The sequence below is a fragment of the Rhizobium sp. BIGb0125 genome (assembly GCF_024810055.1).
Lineage (GTDB): Bacteria > Pseudomonadota > Alphaproteobacteria > Rhizobiales > Rhizobiaceae > Agrobacterium.
This window is the reverse complement of record NZ_JANUDV010000001.1, coordinates 536,849-554,139: the sequence shown is the minus strand read 5'-3', so window position 1 is coordinate 554,139 and position 17,291 is coordinate 536,849. Positions and strand designations below refer to the sequence as shown.

General features: G+C 55.7%; 15 protein-coding genes. 10 read left to right on the top strand and 5 right to left on the bottom strand.

Annotation, left to right across the window (positions count from 1 at the left end; genetic code table 11):
* Positions 1–118 precede the first annotated feature (118 nt).
* From map to glpK, 4 genes are all read right to left on the bottom strand, one after another.
* Positions 119–871 (bottom strand): type I methionyl aminopeptidase, encoded by a 753-nt coding sequence (gene map, locus M2418_RS02520; protein ID WP_250982001.1) that lies wholly within the window; start codon positions 869–871, stop codon positions 119–121.
* A gap of 56 nt (positions 872–927) precedes the next feature.
* Positions 928–1,989 carry an LLM class flavin-dependent oxidoreductase gene (locus M2418_RS02515; RefSeq protein ID WP_259143587.1) on the bottom strand — a complete coding sequence of 354 codons (1,062 nt, stop codon included), beginning with the start codon at positions 1,987–1,989 and terminating at the stop codon, positions 928–930.
* A gap of 209 nt (positions 1,990–2,198) precedes the next feature.
* Entirely contained in the window at positions 2,199–2,666 is a 468-nt protein-coding gene (locus M2418_RS02510; RefSeq protein ID WP_192488351.1) for an SRPBCC family protein, read from the bottom strand.
* A gap of 46 nt (positions 2,667–2,712) precedes the next feature.
* Entirely contained in the window at positions 2,713–4,209 is a 1,497-nt protein-coding gene (gene glpK / locus M2418_RS02505; protein ID WP_259143584.1) for a glycerol kinase GlpK, read from the bottom strand.
* A gap of 161 nt (positions 4,210–4,370) precedes the next feature.
* Between glpK and M2418_RS02500 the strand changes: the two genes are divergently transcribed.
* From M2418_RS02500 to M2418_RS02480, 5 genes are all read left to right on the top strand, one after another.
* Complete coding sequence (locus tag M2418_RS02500; protein ID WP_259143582.1) at positions 4,371–5,147, top strand: 3-hydroxybutyrate dehydrogenase; 777 nt, start codon at positions 4,371–4,373, stop codon at positions 5,145–5,147.
* Positions 5,148–5,168: 21 nt separating this feature from the next.
* On the top strand, positions 5,169–6,638 hold the full coding sequence (gene xdhA, locus M2418_RS02495; RefSeq protein WP_259143580.1) for a xanthine dehydrogenase small subunit: 1,470 nt from the start codon (positions 5,169–5,171) through the stop codon (positions 6,636–6,638).
* 4 nt (positions 6,639–6,642) lie between these two features.
* Positions 6,643–8,982, top strand: coding sequence for a xanthine dehydrogenase molybdopterin binding subunit (gene xdhB, locus M2418_RS02490; RefSeq protein ID WP_259143578.1), 2,340 nt, complete (start codon positions 6,643–6,645; stop codon positions 8,980–8,982).
* Between the two features lie 12 nt (positions 8,983–8,994).
* A complete protein-coding gene (xdhC, locus tag M2418_RS02485) occupies positions 8,995–9,840 on the top strand; it encodes a xanthine dehydrogenase accessory protein XdhC (protein WP_259143576.1) in 846 nt (281 codons plus the stop codon).
* A gap of 258 nt (positions 9,841–10,098) precedes the next feature.
* Positions 10,099–11,022: a LysR substrate-binding domain-containing protein gene (locus tag M2418_RS02480; RefSeq protein ID WP_259143574.1), complete on the top strand. Its 924-nt coding sequence runs from the start codon at positions 10,099–10,101 to the stop codon at positions 11,020–11,022.
* Here M2418_RS02480 and M2418_RS02475 read toward each other — a convergent pair.
* Positions 10,998–11,285 carry a hypothetical protein gene (locus M2418_RS02475; RefSeq protein WP_259144780.1) on the bottom strand — a complete coding sequence of 96 codons (288 nt, stop codon included), beginning with the start codon at positions 11,283–11,285 and terminating at the stop codon, positions 10,998–11,000. The genes M2418_RS02480 and M2418_RS02475 overlap by 25 nt on opposite strands.
* Positions 11,286–11,930: 645 nt before the next feature.
* Here M2418_RS02475 and puuD point away from each other — a divergent pair.
* The 5 genes from puuD (at position 11,931) to M2418_RS02450 (ending at position 17,172) form a co-directional block, all read left to right on the top strand.
* Positions 11,931–13,175 carry a urate hydroxylase PuuD gene (puuD, locus tag M2418_RS02470; RefSeq protein ID WP_250982010.1) on the top strand — a complete coding sequence of 415 codons (1,245 nt, stop codon included), beginning with the start codon at positions 11,931–11,933 and terminating at the stop codon, positions 13,173–13,175.
* Entirely contained in the window at positions 13,172–14,482 is a 1,311-nt protein-coding gene (guaD, locus tag M2418_RS02465) for a guanine deaminase (protein ID WP_259143570.1), read from the top strand. Before puuD ends, guaD begins: the two co-directional genes overlap by 4 nt.
* Before the next feature lie 57 nt (positions 14,483–14,539).
* Positions 14,540–15,037 carry a GrpB family protein gene (locus M2418_RS02460; RefSeq protein WP_259143567.1) on the top strand — a complete coding sequence of 166 codons (498 nt, stop codon included), beginning with the start codon at positions 14,540–14,542 and terminating at the stop codon, positions 15,035–15,037.
* A gap of 119 nt (positions 15,038–15,156) precedes the next feature.
* Positions 15,157–15,912: a sulfite exporter TauE/SafE family protein gene (locus tag M2418_RS02455; protein WP_259143566.1), complete on the top strand. Its 756-nt coding sequence runs from the start codon at positions 15,157–15,159 to the stop codon at positions 15,910–15,912.
* Between the two features lie 126 nt (positions 15,913–16,038).
* On the top strand, positions 16,039–17,172 hold the full coding sequence (locus M2418_RS02450) for an alpha-hydroxy acid oxidase (protein ID WP_259143564.1): 1,134 nt from the start codon (positions 16,039–16,041) through the stop codon (positions 17,170–17,172).
* Positions 17,173–17,291 lie beyond the last annotated feature (119 nt).

Genomic DNA, 17,291 nt, shown 5'->3' with positions numbered 1-17,291 from the left:
ATTACGTAACGAAGGATAGTCGCCAATTTAGGGCGTAGATCAACAGAGTAAGGTACGCGGCAAGCGCTGAGTCGGTGCTTTGGGCACCGGCCTCACCTCAAATGCAATCCCTGCAAAATCAGTCAGCAAGCGTCAAAACGAGCGGACCATTTTTGGTCACCACAATCGTGTGCTCGAACTGGACGGTCGGAGCACTGGGATCGCTGTAAAGTGTCCAGGGATCATTATCGCCATCTTCCGCCCAATAGGCACCGGTAGACAGGAAGGGCTCTACGGTAAAAACCATGCCCTCTTCCATGATCCGGGTTTCATCCTTGTCCGGCCATGTCGCAAGTTCGCGCGGCTCTTCATGCAATGAGCGGCCAATGCCATGGCTGGCAAGGTTGGTGATGAGGGTGTAGCGGTTCTTGCGGGCAAAGGCGCCAATGGCATTTCCGATATCAGCCATCGGCTTGCCGGTCTTTACCTGCTGCAGACCAGTCCACATGGCGCGTTTACCATCCCGGCACAGACGCTCGATTTCCTTTTTCACGGGCGGCACGGCGAATGACGCGCCTGTGTCACCAAAGAAGCCATCCTTTACCGCGGAGACGTCGATGTTGACGAGGTCACCTGGCTTGATGATGCGCACGCCGGGAATACCATGCGCCACTTCTTCATTGACGCTGATACATGTCGCGCCGGGAAACTGATAACAGAACTCTGGTGCCGATTGTGCACCATTGTCTTCCAGTATTTTACGACCGATATCGTCCAACTCGGCCGTGGTGATACCCGGCTCCAGCGCATCAGCCATGGTATTCAGGGCAACGGCACACAGGCGGCCGATTTCCTTCAGCTTCACCAATTCTTCTTCGGACGAGACGATCATAAAACTACCCGGACATGCGGATTGCGGCAGTTTGGCGCCGCAACCCTATACTTACATCATGCGGTGGCTTTCACCCTATCAGCGCTGCCAGTCAATTCTTTTCTGACAATCGGCGCGACTTTCGTACCGTACAACTCGATACCGCGCATGATCTGATCGTGCGGCATCAGACCGATGGCCATCTGCAGCAGGAAACGATCATTCTTGAACACGTCATGTGCTTTGATGATTTTTTCCGCAACCAGTTCTGGCTCACCTAAGAAGAGATTGCCTTCCGGCCCACGCGCCATGTCGAAATGGGCACGGCTGGTCGGCCCCCATCCGCGTTCACGCCCCAGCCGGTTCATAACCTCTGCCTGCGGACCATAGAACTGGTCAGCGGCAAGATCGGTGGTGTCGGCAATAAAGCCATGCACGTTAATGCTGGTTTTCTGTTTGGTCTCCGGCTGGCCAGCGCGGCGGGCCGCTTCGCGGTAAAGATCAAACAGCGGTGCAAACCGACGGTATTCGCCGCCGATAATCGCAAGCGCCACCGGAAGGCCCATTGCTCCTGCTCTTGCGACGGATTGCGGAGTGCCGCCAACGGCAATCCACACCGGCAACCTTTCCTGCAAGGGGCGCGGATAAACACCACGGCCATTGATCGGCGTGTGTTTGTTGCCAGACCATGTGACAATCTCGTTTTCACGCAGGGTCAGTAGCAGGTCGAGTTTTTCAGCAAACAACTCGTCATAGTCTTCCAGATTATAGCCGAACAGCGGATAGGATTCGATGAAGGAGCCGCGACCGGCCATGATCTCTGCGCGGCCATTCGACAGCAGGTCAACTGTTGCGAACTGCTGGAAGACGCGGATCGGATCATCGGAGCTCAAAACCGAAACTGCGCTCGACAGTCGGATATTGTTTGTCTTGACGGCGGCAGCGGCCAGCACGGTGGATGGCGACGACACCGCATAGTCCGGGCGGTGGTGTTCGCCAAGACCGAACACATCCAGCCCGACCTGATCGGCAAGCTCGATTTCCTCGATAAGATTTTTAAGACGTCGTGCACCTTCCGGTCCCTTGCCATCCGGTGCGTTCGGATCGACATCCGCAAATGTGTAAAGACCGAGTTCCATGATCGATGCTCCTGTTTCTTCACGCAGAGATAGGCATCGCAAAAGACTATGGCAATTTCAAAATATGGAACGATCCGTTCGATGAAATGGATAGGAAAACTTTGCCCCGAAGCGGGCCGTAAGATCAGAGATGCGATTCTGTTTTCAAACACTTGGCAGCGTAACTTGAATCACTCTGCCAAGCAGTTGAATCAGAATTTGAAGTCTCTTCAGATTTGCTCCAAGAGAGCCTCCAGTTGGTCGGCGGCTTTGCCCCAGCCTTCGTCGAAACCCATTTCTTCATGAGTCTTCTTGTCCTCAGCCGTCCAGTGCAGCGCCTTGGCGGTGTAGCGTGTCTGGCCGTTTCCAGCCTCCTCAAAACTCACATAACCGGTCATGAATGGCTTTTCGCTGGGCACCCATCCATCCTGATAGGCATCTGTAAACACGAGAAGCCGATTGGGGACAACCTCAAGAAAAATGCCGTTATTGGGATAAACCTCACCATCCGGACCGCGCATGGTTACGTTAAAAACGCCACCGGACCGCAAATCCATTTCCACGTCGGAAACGGTATAGGGTCGCGGTGTGAACCATTCTTTCAAAAGATCAGGATCGGTCCACGCCCGATAAACCTTATTAGGTGGCGCATCAAATATACGGGTTAAGGACAGTTCATGTTCTCCCAGTCTTGGCATGCTGCTTCCTCCTCTGTGTGATGTCGGCCAACCGATACAAGCGCCGTCAGACCTTAACGAGCGTCCTGCGAACGGCGTTCCTCCACCCCTTCACTTTTGTTTTACGGATACTGGTTTCCATTTTGGGTTCAAACCGCTTATCTCGCGACCACGCCTTTGCAAATGCCTCCATGTCTGGCCACACACCAGCCCGGCTGCCCGCAAGCCATGCAGCACCAAGTGCGGTCGTTTCCAGAATGACGGGGCGATCAACCGGCGCATCGATAATGTCCGACAGTCGCTGCATCGTCCAGTCACTTGCGACCATGCCGCCATCCACCCGCAATACAGTCTCACCGTCGCCGTTATTTTTCCAGTCCTTATGCATCGCATCCAGCAGGTCACCCGTCTGGAAACAAACGGCCTCCAATGCGGCGCGCGCAAACTCCGCGGGGCCAGTGCCGCGCGTCAGACCAAAGATCGCACCACGAGCTTCCGCATCCCACCAGGGCGCACCAAGCCCGACAAAAGCCGGCACCAGATAAACCTCCTGCGAAGGATCAGCCTTGTCGGCCAACTCGCCGGTCTGCGACGCTTTCTCTATGATCTTCAGGCCATCGCGCAGCCATTGCACGGCGGCGCCAGCCACAAAAATCGACCCCTCCAGTGCATAGGTCGTCTTGCCGTCCAGCCGGTAGGCAATCGTCGTCAACAGGCGGTTCTTGGAGCGCACAATGTCCGCGCCGGTATTCAGCAACGCAAAACATCCGGTACCGTAAGTTGACTTCAACATGCCCGGCGCAAAACACGCCTGCCCAATGGTGGCCGCATGCTGGTCTCCCGCAACCCCCAAAATGGGTATTTCAGCACCGAACAGATCTTTTTCCGTTGTTCCGAAATCGGCAGCACAATCCTTTACTTCGGGCAGCATGGCCTGCGGTATATCCAGAATGCCGAGCAGCTTTTCGTCCCAACGATTTTTTTCGATGTTGAACATCAGGGTGCGCGAGGCATTTGTGGCATCTGTCACGAAGGATTTGCCGCCCGTCAGACGCCAGATGAGAAACGTATCAATGGTGCCAAAGCACAGTTCGCCCTTTTGGGCGCGCTTGCGTGCGCCCTTGATGTTGGACAACAGCCAGGACAATTTGGTGCCGGAAAAATAAGGATCGAGTAGCAGGCCGGTCTTGGCTGTAAAGGTCTTTTCATGCCCGGCTCGTTTGAGCTTTTCACAATCCTTTGCGGTGCGGCGGTCCTGCCAGACGATGGCATTGTGTATGGGCTTGCCACTTTCCCGCTCCCAGACCACGGTTGTTTCGCGCTGGTTGGTGATGCCGATGGCAGCAATGTCGCCCGCCTTGATATCGGCCTTTTTGATCGCCTCCCTGATCGACCACAGCACGCTTTCCCATATTTCTTCGGGATCATGCTCTACCCAGCCGGACTTCGGAAATATCTGGCGAAATTCCTTCTGCCCGACCCCGGCAACCTGCATCTTTGCATCGAACACGATGGCGCGGCTCGACGTCGTGCCCTGGTCGATTGCAAGAATGTATTCACCCATAATTTTGCTCCTCACATGTCCCGTCGCAGGGAAATGCGCCTCGCCGTCATTGTCAACCCGCAGCCATATTAGGAAGCTGTGAAAACCCGATTGCCAGCCGCCCCTGTTTGAGCATACCTTCGATGCTCGCAATGCGTCATCAAGTACGCAGGGGAACATATATGACGAGAACAGTCATCGTAACCGGCTCAACGAGTGGTATCGGCCTTGGAATCGCGCAAGCTTTTGCAAGGGACGGTGCAAACATTGTCATGAACGGACTTGGCGATCCCGGTGAAATTGAAAACACCCGCCTGATGATGGAGGCGGAAAATGGGGTGCATGTCATCCACCACGCCGCCGATATGACCAAGCCGGAAGAGATTGCCGACATGGTGGCGCAAGCCGAACAAAAGTTCGGACGCATCGACGTACTGGTCAACAATGCCGGTGTGCAGCATGTGGCCCCGGTCGACGAATTTCCGCCGGAAAAATGGGACCAGATCATCGCCATCAATCTGACGAGTTCTTTCCATACCATGCACCACACTATTCCGGTGATGAAGAAGGCCGGGAAAGGCCGCATCATCAACATTTCGTCGGCCCACGGTCTGGTTGCCTCACCGTACAAGTCAGCCTATGTGGCGGCAAAACACGGTATCATGGGCTTGACCAAATCCGCGGCATTGGAGCTGGCGGAAACCGGCATCACCGTTAATGCCATTTGCCCCGGTTACGTGCTGACGCCTTTGGTAGAACAGCAGATACCGGACATGGCAAAGACCAGCGGCATCAGCGAGGAAGCAGTTAAAAATGAGGCGCTGTTACGGCTGCAGGCCACCAAAGAATTTGTCAGCATTGAAGACATCGCAGCAACGGCAATATTTCTTGCCAGCGACGCAGCATCACAGATCACCGGAACACATATCTCGGTGGATGGCGGCTGGACCGCCCAATAAACCTGATAAAGAAGGCAATGCATGAACGACGCGATAAGCTTCATTCTTAATAGTCAGACCGTTTCCCTTGATGACTTCGGGCCAACGGACACTCTCCTTGACTATCTACGGCTGAACCGCAAACTGACCGGCACCAAGGAAGGCTGTGCAGAGGGCGATTGCGGCGCCTGTACGGTATTGGTCGGCCGACTGATCGATGGATCGCTGCGCTATGAGAGCGTCAATGCGTGTATCCGCTTTATAGGCTCGCTGCACGGCACCCATGTCGTGACAGTGGAACATCTGGCATCAAAGGACGGCACTCTCCATCCGGTACAGCAGGCGATGGTGGATTACCACGGTTCGCAGTGCGGTTTCTGCACGCCCGGTTTCATCATGTCGCTCTACGGCCTGTGGCTTTCCGATGAAAAGCCTTCGCGCGCAGCGATTGAAAAAGCACTGCAAGGCAATCTCTGTCGATGCACCGGCTATGAGCCAATCGTTCGCGCCGCTGAGCATGTCTCCTCTGCCCGTCCAAGCGCCCTGTTCGACCCGCTGCAGCGTGACCGCTCGGAGATTGTCAGCCGCCTTTGGGCCATTGCGCAGAACGGCACCATCACCGTGGCGAAGGGAAATGAGCGCAGCATCATTCCGGGCTCGGTCACAGAACTTGCCGAAATCCTGAAGCAGGAACCGAAAGCCACCATCGTTGCCGGCAGCACGGATGTGGGCCTGTGGGTCACCAAACAGATGCGTGCCCTCAATCCTGTGGTCTTCATCAACAATCTCGCGGAACTGCAAACCATCGCAGTGGATGAAAATACCATCACCATTGGTGCCGGCGTAACCTACAGTCAGGCATTTGAAACCATCGCCGCCCGTATTCCGGCCTTCGCCCGCTTGATCGACCGTATTGGTGGGCAGCAGGTCCGCAACATGGGCACGATCGGTGGCAACATCGCCAATGGTTCGCCAATCGGCGACACACCGCCGGCTCTGATTGCACTTGGCGCGACACTGACACTGCGTGCAGCCAATGGTCCGCGCACCATATCGCTTGAGAAATATTTCATCGACTACGGCAAGCAGGATCGCCTGTCTGGTGAGTTCGTGGAGAAGGTGACCATTCCTCTACCCAAACAGGGCAGTCACTATGCGGTCTATAAAATCTCCAAACGGCGTGATGAAGACATCTCCGCACTTTGTACCGCATTCCATCTGACGCTTGGCGAGGACAATACCGTCAGCGATCTCCGTCTTGCTTTTGGCGGCATGGCCGGCACCCCTAAACGGGCGGCCAATCTGGAAGCTGCACTTTCCGGCAAACCATGGACACAAGCCACCATCGACGAGGTCCGTGACACGCTGGACGAAGATTTCACCCCGCTGACCGACTGGCGCGCCACGGCGGCCTATCGCCAATTGACTGCCAAGAACCTGCTGACCCGCTTCTTCCTGGAAACCTCCGGCACCCCGCAGGAGATCAAGCGTTTCGAATTGCAGGAGGCCTGACCCCATGGACACCACAACATTCGACACCGCAAAAACCACGGTCGAGGGCCAGATGCATGGCTCGCTGCGACATGATTCAGCACACAAACATGTGACGGGAAGTGCCGAATATATCGATGATATTCCCGAACCCGCAGGCTTGTTGCACGGCGGGTTGGGCATGTCCGATCGCGCCCACGCCACCATCGCATCCATCGACCTTTCCGAGGTGGAAAGCGCGCCCGGTGTGGTCTGGGTCATGACGGCAAAGGATATTCCCGGTGAGAACGATGTGTCCTCCGGTGGCCGTCACGATGAACCCCTGCTGGCAGAAACCAAGGTCGAGTTTCATGGACAGTTGATTTTTGCGGTCTTTGCCGAGACACGGGATCAGGCACGCCGTGCCGCCCGCAAAGCCAAGATCACCTATGAAGACCTGCCGCACTGGAGCGATATCGACAGCGCGCTGGAAAACAATGCCCCGCTGGTTGTTGACCCCATGACGCTGAAGCGTGGCGAAGCGGCACTCGAGATGGATGTTGCGCCGCGTCGCCTGACCGGCACGATGCGGATTGGCGGACAGGAGCATTTTTACCTCGAAAGCCATATCGCCATGGCCATTCCGGGCGAAGATGACGAAGTCACGGTGTGGAGCTCGACCCAGCACCCCAGCGAAATCCAGCATATCGTCAGCCACATCATGCAGGTGCCGTCCAATGCCGTCACCGTGCAGGTACGCCGCATGGGCGGCGGTTTTGGTGGCAAGGAAACGCAGGGCAACCAGTTTGCCGCCCTGTGTGCCATTGCCGCCAAGAAGCTCAACCGCGCCATCAAGATCCGCCCTGATCGCGACGAAGACATGAGCACCACAGGCAAACGTCATGATTTCCGGGTCGATTACGAACTGGGCTTTGATGATGAAGGCCGCATCCATGCTGTCGATGCCACCTATGCGGCACGCTGCGGTTTCTCCTCGGATCTTTCAGGCCCGGTCACCGACCGTGCCCTGTTTCATGCTGATTCCAGCTATTTCTATCCGCATGTAAGACTGACCTCGAAACCGTTGAAAACCCACACCGTTTCCAACACCGCCTTTCGTGGGTTCGGTGGCCCGCAGGGCATGCTGGGTGCGGAACGTTTTATTGAAGAAATCGCCTATGCAGTCGGCAAGGACCCGCTCGAGGTCCGCAAGCTGAACTTTTACGGCCAGCCGGAATCGGGGCGCACACTCACCCCCTATCATCAGGAGGTCGAGGACAACATCATCGCCCGCATCGTTGAAGAACTTGAACAGTCCAGTGACTATCAGGCACGGCGACAGGCGATCATCGAGTTCAACAAGACCAGCCCGATCATTCGCAAGGGCATTGCGCTGACACCGGTCAAATTCGGTATTTCCTTTACGCTGACAGCCTTCAATCAGGCCGGGGCATTGGTGCACATCTACAATGATGGCTCCATTCACCTGAACCATGGTGGCACGGAAATGGGCCAGGGCCTTTACACCAAGGTTGCCCAGGTCATTGCCGATGCATTCCAGGTCGATATCAGTCGGGTGAAGATTACCGCGACAACGACAGGAAAAGTGCCCAACACCTCGGCCACCGCCGCTTCATCCGGCACCGATCTCAACGGCATGGCCGCCTATGATGCTGCCCGTCAGATCAAGGAACGCCTTGTCCAGTTCGCCTGCGAAAAGTGGAATGTCGGACCGGAAGAGGTAACCTTCCTGCCAAACCGCATTAGAATCGGTTTGGAAGAAGTTGCCTTTAACGACTTCATAAAACAGGCTTATTTCGGTCGCGTGCAGCTCTCTGCCGCCGGCTTCTACAAGACCCCGAAAATCCACTGGGACCGTGCCGCCGGTCGAGGCAAACCGTTTTATTATTTCGCCTATGGTGCGGCAGTCTCGGAAGTTTCCATCGATACGCTGACCGGCGAATATATGGTAGAGCGGGCCGATGTGCTGCATGACGTCGGCAAATCCCTCAACCCTGCCATCGACATTGGCCAGATTGAGGGTGCCTTCGTACAGGGCATGGGCTGGCTGACCACGGAAGAACTGTGGTGGGACAACAAGGGGCGTCTGCGCACCCATGCACCGTCCACCTACAAGATACCGCTGGCATCTGACCGTCCCAAGACCTTCAACGTCAAGCTGGCGGAATGGGCTGAAAATGCCGAGCCAACCATTGGTCGTTCCAAGGCCGTAGGTGAGCCACCATTTATGCTGGCCATATCCGTGCTGGAAGCATTGTCCATGGCAGTTGCCAGCGTGGCCGATTACAAGGTCTGCCCACGACTTGATGCACCGGCCACACCGGAACGGGTGTTGATGGCCGTCGAACGCTTGAAGAAGGTATAAGGGGGAGCCTTGATGCGCGACACCTCCCTTGCAGCCTTTCTGGATGGCGCAGAACCAGTCATCCTGATCGAAATTGAATCCGTGAAAGGCTCGTCGCCGCGCGAGGCGGGTACCATCATGCTCGTCTCCAAGGACGGCATCTGGCAAACCATTGGTGGTGGCCAGTTCGAATATATGGCCATTGACCACGCGCGTGCGATGTTGAGCGGCAAGACGGTGGCCGGCAGCATGGACATTCCGTTGGGGCCGGAAATTGGCCAGTGCTGTGGTGGGCGCACACTTTTGCGTTTCACCGAGGTCAATGACACGGTGGCGGCAGAATTAAAGGCAAGGCTTGAGCAGGAAAACCGCGCGCAGCCATCGGTGTTCATCTTCGGGGCCGGTCATGTCGGAAAGGCACTTGCCCAGGCGTTTTCGCTTTTACCCATGTCAACCAGCATCATCGAGACGCGGCAAGACGAGTTACACGACCTGCCGGATGGCGTGGCAACACATCTCAGTGCCATGCCAGAGGCGAAAATTCCCTCCATTCCTGCTGGCAGCGCCGTTATCATCGTCACTCATGACCACGCACTGGATTTCCTGATTGCGAAACAGGCCTTGGCACGCGCAGACCTCGCCTATGTCGGCATGATTGGCTCAAAGACCAAACGCGCCACCTTCGCCCACTGGATCGAGCGGGAAAGCGACGCCGAGGCGTCCGTCAATCTTGAAAGGCTGACCCTGCCAATCGGCGGATCAACCGTCAAAGACAAACGCCCGGCGATCATAGCGGCCTTGGTTGCCGCAGAAGTGCTTCACGCATTTCATCGCTCTGCCGCTCCCGTGGAGAGCCAAGCCCTCGCCTTCCATCCATAAGACCGAGATCACGTTTGATGTCGTCACTTAGGCTGTCATCGACAAGGTTCTGGGGTCGTGTTGTCGCGCTTTTAATCCGCATGGACCTGACAAGGTCCAACAGCCGCGAAACCGCAAGCATAGGGCTTCGCACGCGCAAGGTTGCTCCACGCATCGTCTTTTCCTCATAAACTGAATTGTTGTATGAGATGAAAATGCCGTTGTTTTCTTTCAAAAACCAATGAAATATCGCAGGTAGTAAATAAAGAGAACTTATCCATGAAACTGTCACGCCAGTTGCCGTTGAATGCCTTGCGGGTTTTTGAGGCCACCGCCCGCCATATGAGTTTCACCAAGGCGGGTGACGAGCTTGGCATGACGCAGACCGCTGTCAGCTATCAGATAAAACTGCTCGAAGACTTCATTGGCATGGCGCTGTTTGTGCGCAAACCTCGACAGGTTACCCTGACGGAAAGCGGACAGAAGCTGGCGCCAAGAGTGGCCGAGGCTTTTGGCGTATTGCGCAATGCGGTGGCCGATGCGAAGCAGATCAAAAGCGACACGCTTTTTATCCACACCACACCAACCTTCGCAGCCCGTTGGCTGTCACGCCATATCGGTGCCTTCCAGCTTGAAAATCCCGGCATTGCCGTCCGGCTGGAAACCTCGCAGGAATTTGTCAATTTCAGCCAGACGGATGTTGACCTGGCAATCCGCGCTGGCGCTGGTATCTGGCCGGGCCTGAACTCGCATCTTCTGATGCGAGGTGGGTTTTCACCGATGTTAAGCCCGGCACTGGCCGAGACCATTGGCGGCGTGAAGACACCGGCCGACCTTTTAAAACTGCGCCTTATCGATGCAGGTGATCCATGGTGGCAACAATGGTTTCATCAGGCTGGAGTGAGCGACCCGCCCTTGCAAAACCGCACAGGCAGTCGTCTTGGCGCGCAAACATTCGAGGCTGCTGCCGCCATCGCCGGTCAGGGCGTTGCCATTCTGACACCCGAGTTTTATACTGATGAGGTGGCGCTTGGGCGCCTCATGCAACCCTTTGACATTACCAGCCACGACGGCGCGCATTACTGGCTGGTCTATCCCGAAAACCGCAAGAACGCGCCAAAGATCAAAGCCTTTCGCGAGTGGATTTTCAAGCTAATGCCATCAGTTGATCAACAGGGTCAAAAACCCATATCCGGCGCGTAAAAACAGCGCGGCGTATTTTCATCCGGATAAAGGCACAGGTGATATTCACCATCATCGGAACGGCGGGTTTCCCGTTGCGTCCAGTTAAACACATGTCGTCTCGTGACCAATCGATGATCACCGGGCGCCAGTGACACCTCATACCCACCCTGCACGACCCGCACGCTTTTTGTCGGGATCATCTGGCAATCACCGGTCTCGGAATTGCCATTGCAGCAATAGCTCTCATATTTGAATCCCTTGTGGGATTCATGGGCAAACACACTCGGTACGAGAGCAAAAACAAGGGTAAAGACGGCATAGAACCAAACCGGCCGAAATCCGGAAAATTTGTAAAAACAAGAAGCTAACGCATTTGCCTGATTCAATTTCGCATGCAAACGCTCAATCACAGTCACAGTATGGCGCATGGGCATTGTCTCCGTTGAAGATAACGGCAGTCACCCGAAACGCATTGCGTCCTCACAAAAATTACGACTTTAGACCAGATTTAAAAATCAACATCGGGACGCAATGCATTCATTGGCATATCTGCAAATCCCTCCCCTTGAACCACCCCCGACCCAAGGATATGCAGCATTGCGATTTCGGAAAACCGCCACGCGAACCATGAGAGCGCCGTGCGTCCTTTGGATTGCACACAAGACACTCTGACTTTCTGCACAACGCATCATGCTCTCACGGAAATCGGCGCCGCGCGGCCTGTTGCGTGCAACAGATTTTAGCTGAGTCGTGGGTAGTCGGCTAACGGCATTTGCGCAAAACAAAATCCGCCGCCATGCAAATTTGCAAGAGCAGATAAAGCTTGCGTGGAGAATGAGAACAATCCGTCGTTCGCACCGGCTTTTCTCTTTTCAGAGACTGTTTTTTTTCGCAATGTGCAATGCAATAAGCATAAGGGGAACTGCATGTACGAATACGCCATTGCCTGGGAATGGATGGCCTTCGCCGTCCGTTGGGTGCACGTCATCACCGCCATTGCCTGGATCGGCTCATCATTTTATTTCATCGCGCTGGATCTGGGCCTGGTACAACGCGCCCATCTGCCACCGGGTGCCTATGGCGAGGAATGGCAGGTGCATGGCGGCGGTTTCTACCACATCCAGAAATATCTGGTCGCACCGGCCCAGATGCCCGAGCACCTGACCTGGTTCAAGTGGGAAAGCTACGCCACCTGGGTCACCGGTTTTGCCATGCTGTGCGTGGTTTATTATGGTGGCGCAGACCTGTTCCTGATTGACCGCACGGTCATGGACCTTTCGCCAGTTCAGGCCATCTGTCTTTCCATCGCCTCTCTGGCCATTGGCTGGGTGTTTTATGATCTTCTGTGCAAATCCCCGATTGGAAACAACACCTGGGGTCTGATGATTGTGCTTTACATTGCACTGGTCGCCATGGCCTGGGGTTACACGCAGGTCTTTACCGGCCGTGCCGCCTTCCTGCATCTGGGTGCGTTTACGGCCACCATCATGTCGGCCAATGTGTTCATGATCATCATTCCCAACCAGAAGATCGTGGTTGCGGACCTGATTGCCGGACGCACGCCAGACCCGAAATACGGGCGCATTGCCAAGCAGCGGTCTTTGCACAACAACTACCTGACCCTGCCCGTCATCTTCTTCATGTTGTCCAACCACTATCCGCTAGCCTTTGCCACGACCTATAACTGGATTATCGCGGCGCTGGTGTTCCTAATGGGCGTCACCATTCGCCACTGGTTCAACACCACCCATGCTCGCAAAGGCAAACCGACATGGACATGGCTGGCAACAGCGGTGATCTTCATCATCATCATGTGGCTTTCAACCGTGCCGAAGGTTCTGACCGGCGAGGAAGAAACCACATCCTCGCTGACACCCGTGCAACAGATGTTTGCGAGTGACGTCCATTTTGCGTCGGCGCGCGATATCGTGCAGGGACGCTGTTCCATGTGCCATGCCGCCGAGCCGGTTTGGGAAGGCATCAGTTTCACACCAAAGAACGTCAAGCTGGAATCGGATGCGGATATCGCCGCCCATGCCCGAGAGATCTATATTCAGGCAGGCCGCAGCCATGCTATGCCGCCCGGCAACATCACGGATATAACGCCCGAAGAACGCAAGGTGCTGACCGCCTGGTATGAAAGCGCCTTGTCACAAGGAAAAACAGAATGAGCATGCTTCTGCTGCGCGGTCGTCTTTTGAGTTTTCGCCGCGCACCACACTCCATCGATGACACGGCAAGTTATCTTTACATCGAAGATGGCGGCCTGCTGATTGATGATGGCAAGATTGTCGCGATTGGCGACTATAGCGACATCAAAAAATCCGCGCCCGAAGATGTGGCAGAAAAAGACCATCGTCCGTACCTTATCGTGCCCGGCCTTATCGACCTGCACCTGCATTTCCCGCAAATGCAGGTCATCGGCTCCTACGCCGCCAATCTGCTGGAATGGCTGAATACCTACACCTTCCCCGAGGAATGCCGCTTCGTGGAAAGCGCGCATGCGCAGCGTATTGCCACGCATTTCTACGATGAGCTGCTGCGCCACGGCACCACCACGGCTGCCGCCTATTGCTCAGTACACAAGACCTCCGCCGATGCCTATTTCGCAGAAGCCATGAAGCGCAACATGTTGATGGTTGGCGGCAAGGTGATGATGGACCGCAACGCACCGCAGGGTCTGCTCGACACACCTGAAATGTCCTACGATGAAACCAGAGCGGTTATCGCAGACTGGCACGGCAAGGGCCGCAACCACGTCGCCATCACCCCACGTTTCGCCATCACCTCCACCCCGCAGCAAATGCAGGCGGCACAGGCGCTGGCGCAGGAGTTTCCTGATCTGTTCATCCAGACCCACCTGTCGGAAAACCTGGACGAGATCAAATACACCTGCGAACTTTATCCAGAGGCGACCGACTATACCGACATCTACGTGCGCTATGGCCTGATGCGCGATACCACCCTCTTGGGTCACGCCATCCACCTGTCGGAACGGGAAGCGGATGTATTGTCGGAAACCGGCGCGGTTGCCGTCCATTGCCCGACCTCAAACCTGTTCATTGGTTCCGGCCTGTTTCCGATGAAGAAGCTGCAGCGCCGCGAAAAGCCAGTTCGTATTGCCGTTGCCACAGATATTGGCGGCGGATCCAGCTACTCCATGCTGCGCACCATGGATGAGGCCTATAAAATCCAGCAGCTGCTGGGTGAACGTCTGAACCCGCTGGAAAGCTGGTTCCTGATGACGCTTGGCAATGCGCAGGCACTGTCGATGGCAAGTCGCATCGGTACACTGGATGTTGGCACCGACGCCGACATCACGGTGCTCAACGCATCCTCAACGCCTGCCATGGCGTTGAAAATGGAAGTGGTCAACAGCCTGACCGAAGAACTGTTCCTGATGTTGACCATGGGCGATGACCGCACCGTCAGCGAAACCTATGTTGCTGGCAAGGCGATGAAATCGACATTGGCCTGAAGACCATCACGTTGTAACCTCATGCATGCGATACAGTCTGCATGAGGAACGGCCGTCATGGCACTGACCAGCAAAATCACCGCCTATGACCCGAATTGGCCCAGCCTCTACCAATCAGAGGCAATATGCCTGCGACAGGCATTTGGTCCCGCCCTTCTGGAAATTCACCACATCGGCAGCACCGCCGTTACTGGCCTTGCCGCAAAACCGGAAATCGACATCCTCATTCTCGTCAAGGACAGCGATGTGGCTGAGAACATGACGCCAGCACTTGTTGATCTCGGTTACCGGCGTGGCGGTGATCTGTCGGTTGGTCACAGCTTTTTCAAGCGGGATGTGGATGGTGTCAGAACCCATAAGCTGCATCTCTGCCTTGCTGGACACGAAAAGGCTATTGAGATGCTCAAATTCCGCGATCATTTGCGGCAAGACAGCGAGGCGCGTGATGCCTATGGTCGCCTGAAACTTCAGCTTGAACAGGAAAACACCAAAGGGATCTCCGAGTATCTGCGCGGCAAGGAGCCCTATATCCAGTGCATCGTTGACGGGCTCTAGACCAGACACATGACGTTAATGTGGAAGAGGATACATCGGCCGTCACCGTAACATCAGGTGGGATATCCGGTTAAAAAAGCCATACCCGCCACTCACCGCACCGGATGCTCATGCCTGAAATGACAGCTGACTTATCTTTCGCCGCAATCGCCCTCATCACGCTTACCTTCTTTCTGGCCGGCATCGTCAAGGGCGCAACCGGCATGGGTCTGCCCACCGTTGCTATGGGTGTGCTTGGGCTGTTCATGTCACCAGTTACGGCGGCAAGCCTGTTGATCCTGCCTTCCTTCGTCACCAACATCTGGCAGCTGCTGGCCGGGCCATCCTTCATTGCCTTGTTGAAACGGCTGTGGACCATGATGCTGGCCATCATCATTGGCACATTGCTGGGCGCTTCTTTCATGGCAGGCAATTCAGGCGTCTGGGCAACGGCGGCTCTCGGCGTTGCGCTCGCTTCTTATGCGGCCTACACACTGTTGGCCCCACCATTTTCCGTGCCTGATAAAATCGAGCCCTGGTTGTCACCGATCATCGGTCTGCTGACCGGTTTGATGACAGGCGCAACCGGCGTTTTTGTTATTCCGGCCGTCCCCTACATCCAGGCCCTCGGTTTTGATCGGGAAAATCTGGTGCAGGCCCTTGGCCTCTCCTTTACCGTTTCCACGATTGCGCTGGCCATCGGTCTTGGCTCCCACAGCGCATTCCAGCTGCAGGAGCTGGCAACCTCGACACTGGCTGTTGCACCTGCTCTCCTTGGCATGTGGGCAGGCCAGATCGTGCGCCGCGCGGTCAGCCCCGCCACCTTCAAGCGATGGTTCCTGATCTGCCTGCTGCTGCTCGGTTTGCAGCTTGCCCTGCGGCCATTGATGGGTTGAACGGCGTCATCGAGCGGTACTTTTAAAGTGCCGCACAATCCGTTGAATCGACTCTGCTTTACCGTGGCAGTTTCGTCAAAGCATGCTAGTCATGGACGCTGAATTTGAACTGTGAAGGCATCATCCATGAGGAAACCACTCGAAATCGCGGACCTGAAAAAGCTGGCGAAAAAGCGCGTGCCAAAAATGTTTTTCGACTACGCCGATAGCGGCGCATGGACGGAAAGCACCTACCGCGCCAACGAAGATGACTTTGCCAAGATCAAGCTGCGTCAGCGTGTGCTGGTGGACATGAGTGACCGTTCGCTGGAAAGCGAAATGATCGGTCAAAAAGTGGCCATGCCCGTGGCACTATCCCCCACCGGCCTCACCGGCATGCAGCATGCCGATGGTGAAATGCTGGCAGCACAGGCGGCCGAAGAATTCGGTGTTCCGTTCACTTTGTCCACCATGAGCATCTGCTCGATCGAGGATGTCGCATCCGTCACCAAGAAACCTTTCTGGTTTCAGCTCTACGTGATGAACGACCGTGACTTCGTTTATAATCTGATTGACCGGGCGAAGGCCGCTAAGTGCTCGGCTCTGGTATTGACGCTTGACCTGCAAATCCTCGGTCAGCGTCACAAAGACATTCGCAACGGTCTGTCTGCCCCGCCGAAATTCACGCCCAAACATATCTGGCAGATGGCCACGCGTCCTGCATGGTGCCTTGGCATGCTTGGCACCCAACGCCGTACCTTCGGCAATATCGTTGGCCATGCCAAAAGCGTGACCGATCTGAAATCTCTTTCGGCCTGGACCACGGAACAGTTCGACCCGCGCCTGTCTTGGAAGGACGTCGAATGGATCAAGGAACGTTGGGGTGGCAAGCTCATTCTCAAGGGCATTCTCGATGAGGAAGATGCACGCGCTGCGGCTGGTTCCGGCGCAGATGCGATCATCGTTTCCAACCATGGCGGTCGCCAGCTTGACGGCGCACATTCATCCATCGCCATGCTGCCCAAAATCGTCGAAGCTGTCGGTGACAAAATCGAAGTGCATATGGATGGTGGCGTTCGCTCTGGACAGGATGTGCTGAAAGCCCTCGCACTCGGTGCAAAGGGCACCTATATCGGCCGCCCGTTCCTTTACGGCCTCGGCGCCGGTGGCAAACAGGGCGTTACCACCGCACTTGAGATCATTGCCAAGGAAATGGATATCACCATGGCGCTGTGCGGCAAACGCCGTATCGTCGACGTCGGCCCCGATATCTTGGCTTGAGCGCAGAATAACAAACACGGGCTGCAACAACCTGCAGCCCGTCTTCGGCGGACCATCAGGGCATAACACGCAGTCGACCTCACAAAACAGGCTCGAACCAATTGGCACCAAAACTCGTT

What these genes read in the sequence shown, in the direction of transcription:
- xdhC (WP_259143576.1), top strand. Translation starts at nt 8,995, where the DNA reads ATGCGCGACACCTCCCTTGCAGCCTTTCTGGATGGCGCAGAACCAGTC.
- M2418_RS02500 (WP_259143582.1), top strand. Translation starts at nt 4,371, where the DNA reads ATGACGAGAACAGTCATCGTAACCGGCTCAACGAGTGGTATCGGCCTT.
- glpK (WP_259143584.1), bottom strand. Translation starts at nt 4,209, where the DNA reads ATGGGTGAATACATTCTTGCAATCGACCAGGGCACGACGTCGAGCCGC.
- M2418_RS02480 (WP_259143574.1), top strand. Translation starts at nt 10,099, where the DNA reads ATGAAACTGTCACGCCAGTTGCCGTTGAATGCCTTGCGGGTTTTTGAG.
- M2418_RS02510 (WP_192488351.1), bottom strand. Translation starts at nt 2,666, where the DNA reads ATGCCAAGACTGGGAGAACATGAACTGTCCTTAACCCGTATATTTGAT.
- map (WP_250982001.1), bottom strand. Translation starts at nt 871, where the DNA reads ATGATCGTCTCGTCCGAAGAAGAATTGGTGAAGCTGAAGGAAATCGGC.
- M2418_RS02460 (WP_259143567.1), top strand. Translation starts at nt 14,540, where the DNA reads ATGGCACTGACCAGCAAAATCACCGCCTATGACCCGAATTGGCCCAGC.
- xdhA (WP_259143580.1), top strand. Translation starts at nt 5,169, where the DNA reads ATGAACGACGCGATAAGCTTCATTCTTAATAGTCAGACCGTTTCCCTT.
- xdhB (WP_259143578.1), top strand. Translation starts at nt 6,643, where the DNA reads ATGGACACCACAACATTCGACACCGCAAAAACCACGGTCGAGGGCCAG.
- M2418_RS02455 (WP_259143566.1), top strand. Translation starts at nt 15,157, where the DNA reads ATGACAGCTGACTTATCTTTCGCCGCAATCGCCCTCATCACGCTTACC.
- guaD (WP_259143570.1), top strand. Translation starts at nt 13,172, where the DNA reads ATGAGCATGCTTCTGCTGCGCGGTCGTCTTTTGAGTTTTCGCCGCGCA.
- M2418_RS02515 (WP_259143587.1), bottom strand. Translation starts at nt 1,989, where the DNA reads ATGGAACTCGGTCTTTACACATTTGCGGATGTCGATCCGAACGCACCG.
- puuD (WP_250982010.1), top strand. Translation starts at nt 11,931, where the DNA reads ATGTACGAATACGCCATTGCCTGGGAATGGATGGCCTTCGCCGTCCGT.
- M2418_RS02450 (WP_259143564.1), top strand. Translation starts at nt 16,039, where the DNA reads ATGAGGAAACCACTCGAAATCGCGGACCTGAAAAAGCTGGCGAAAAAG.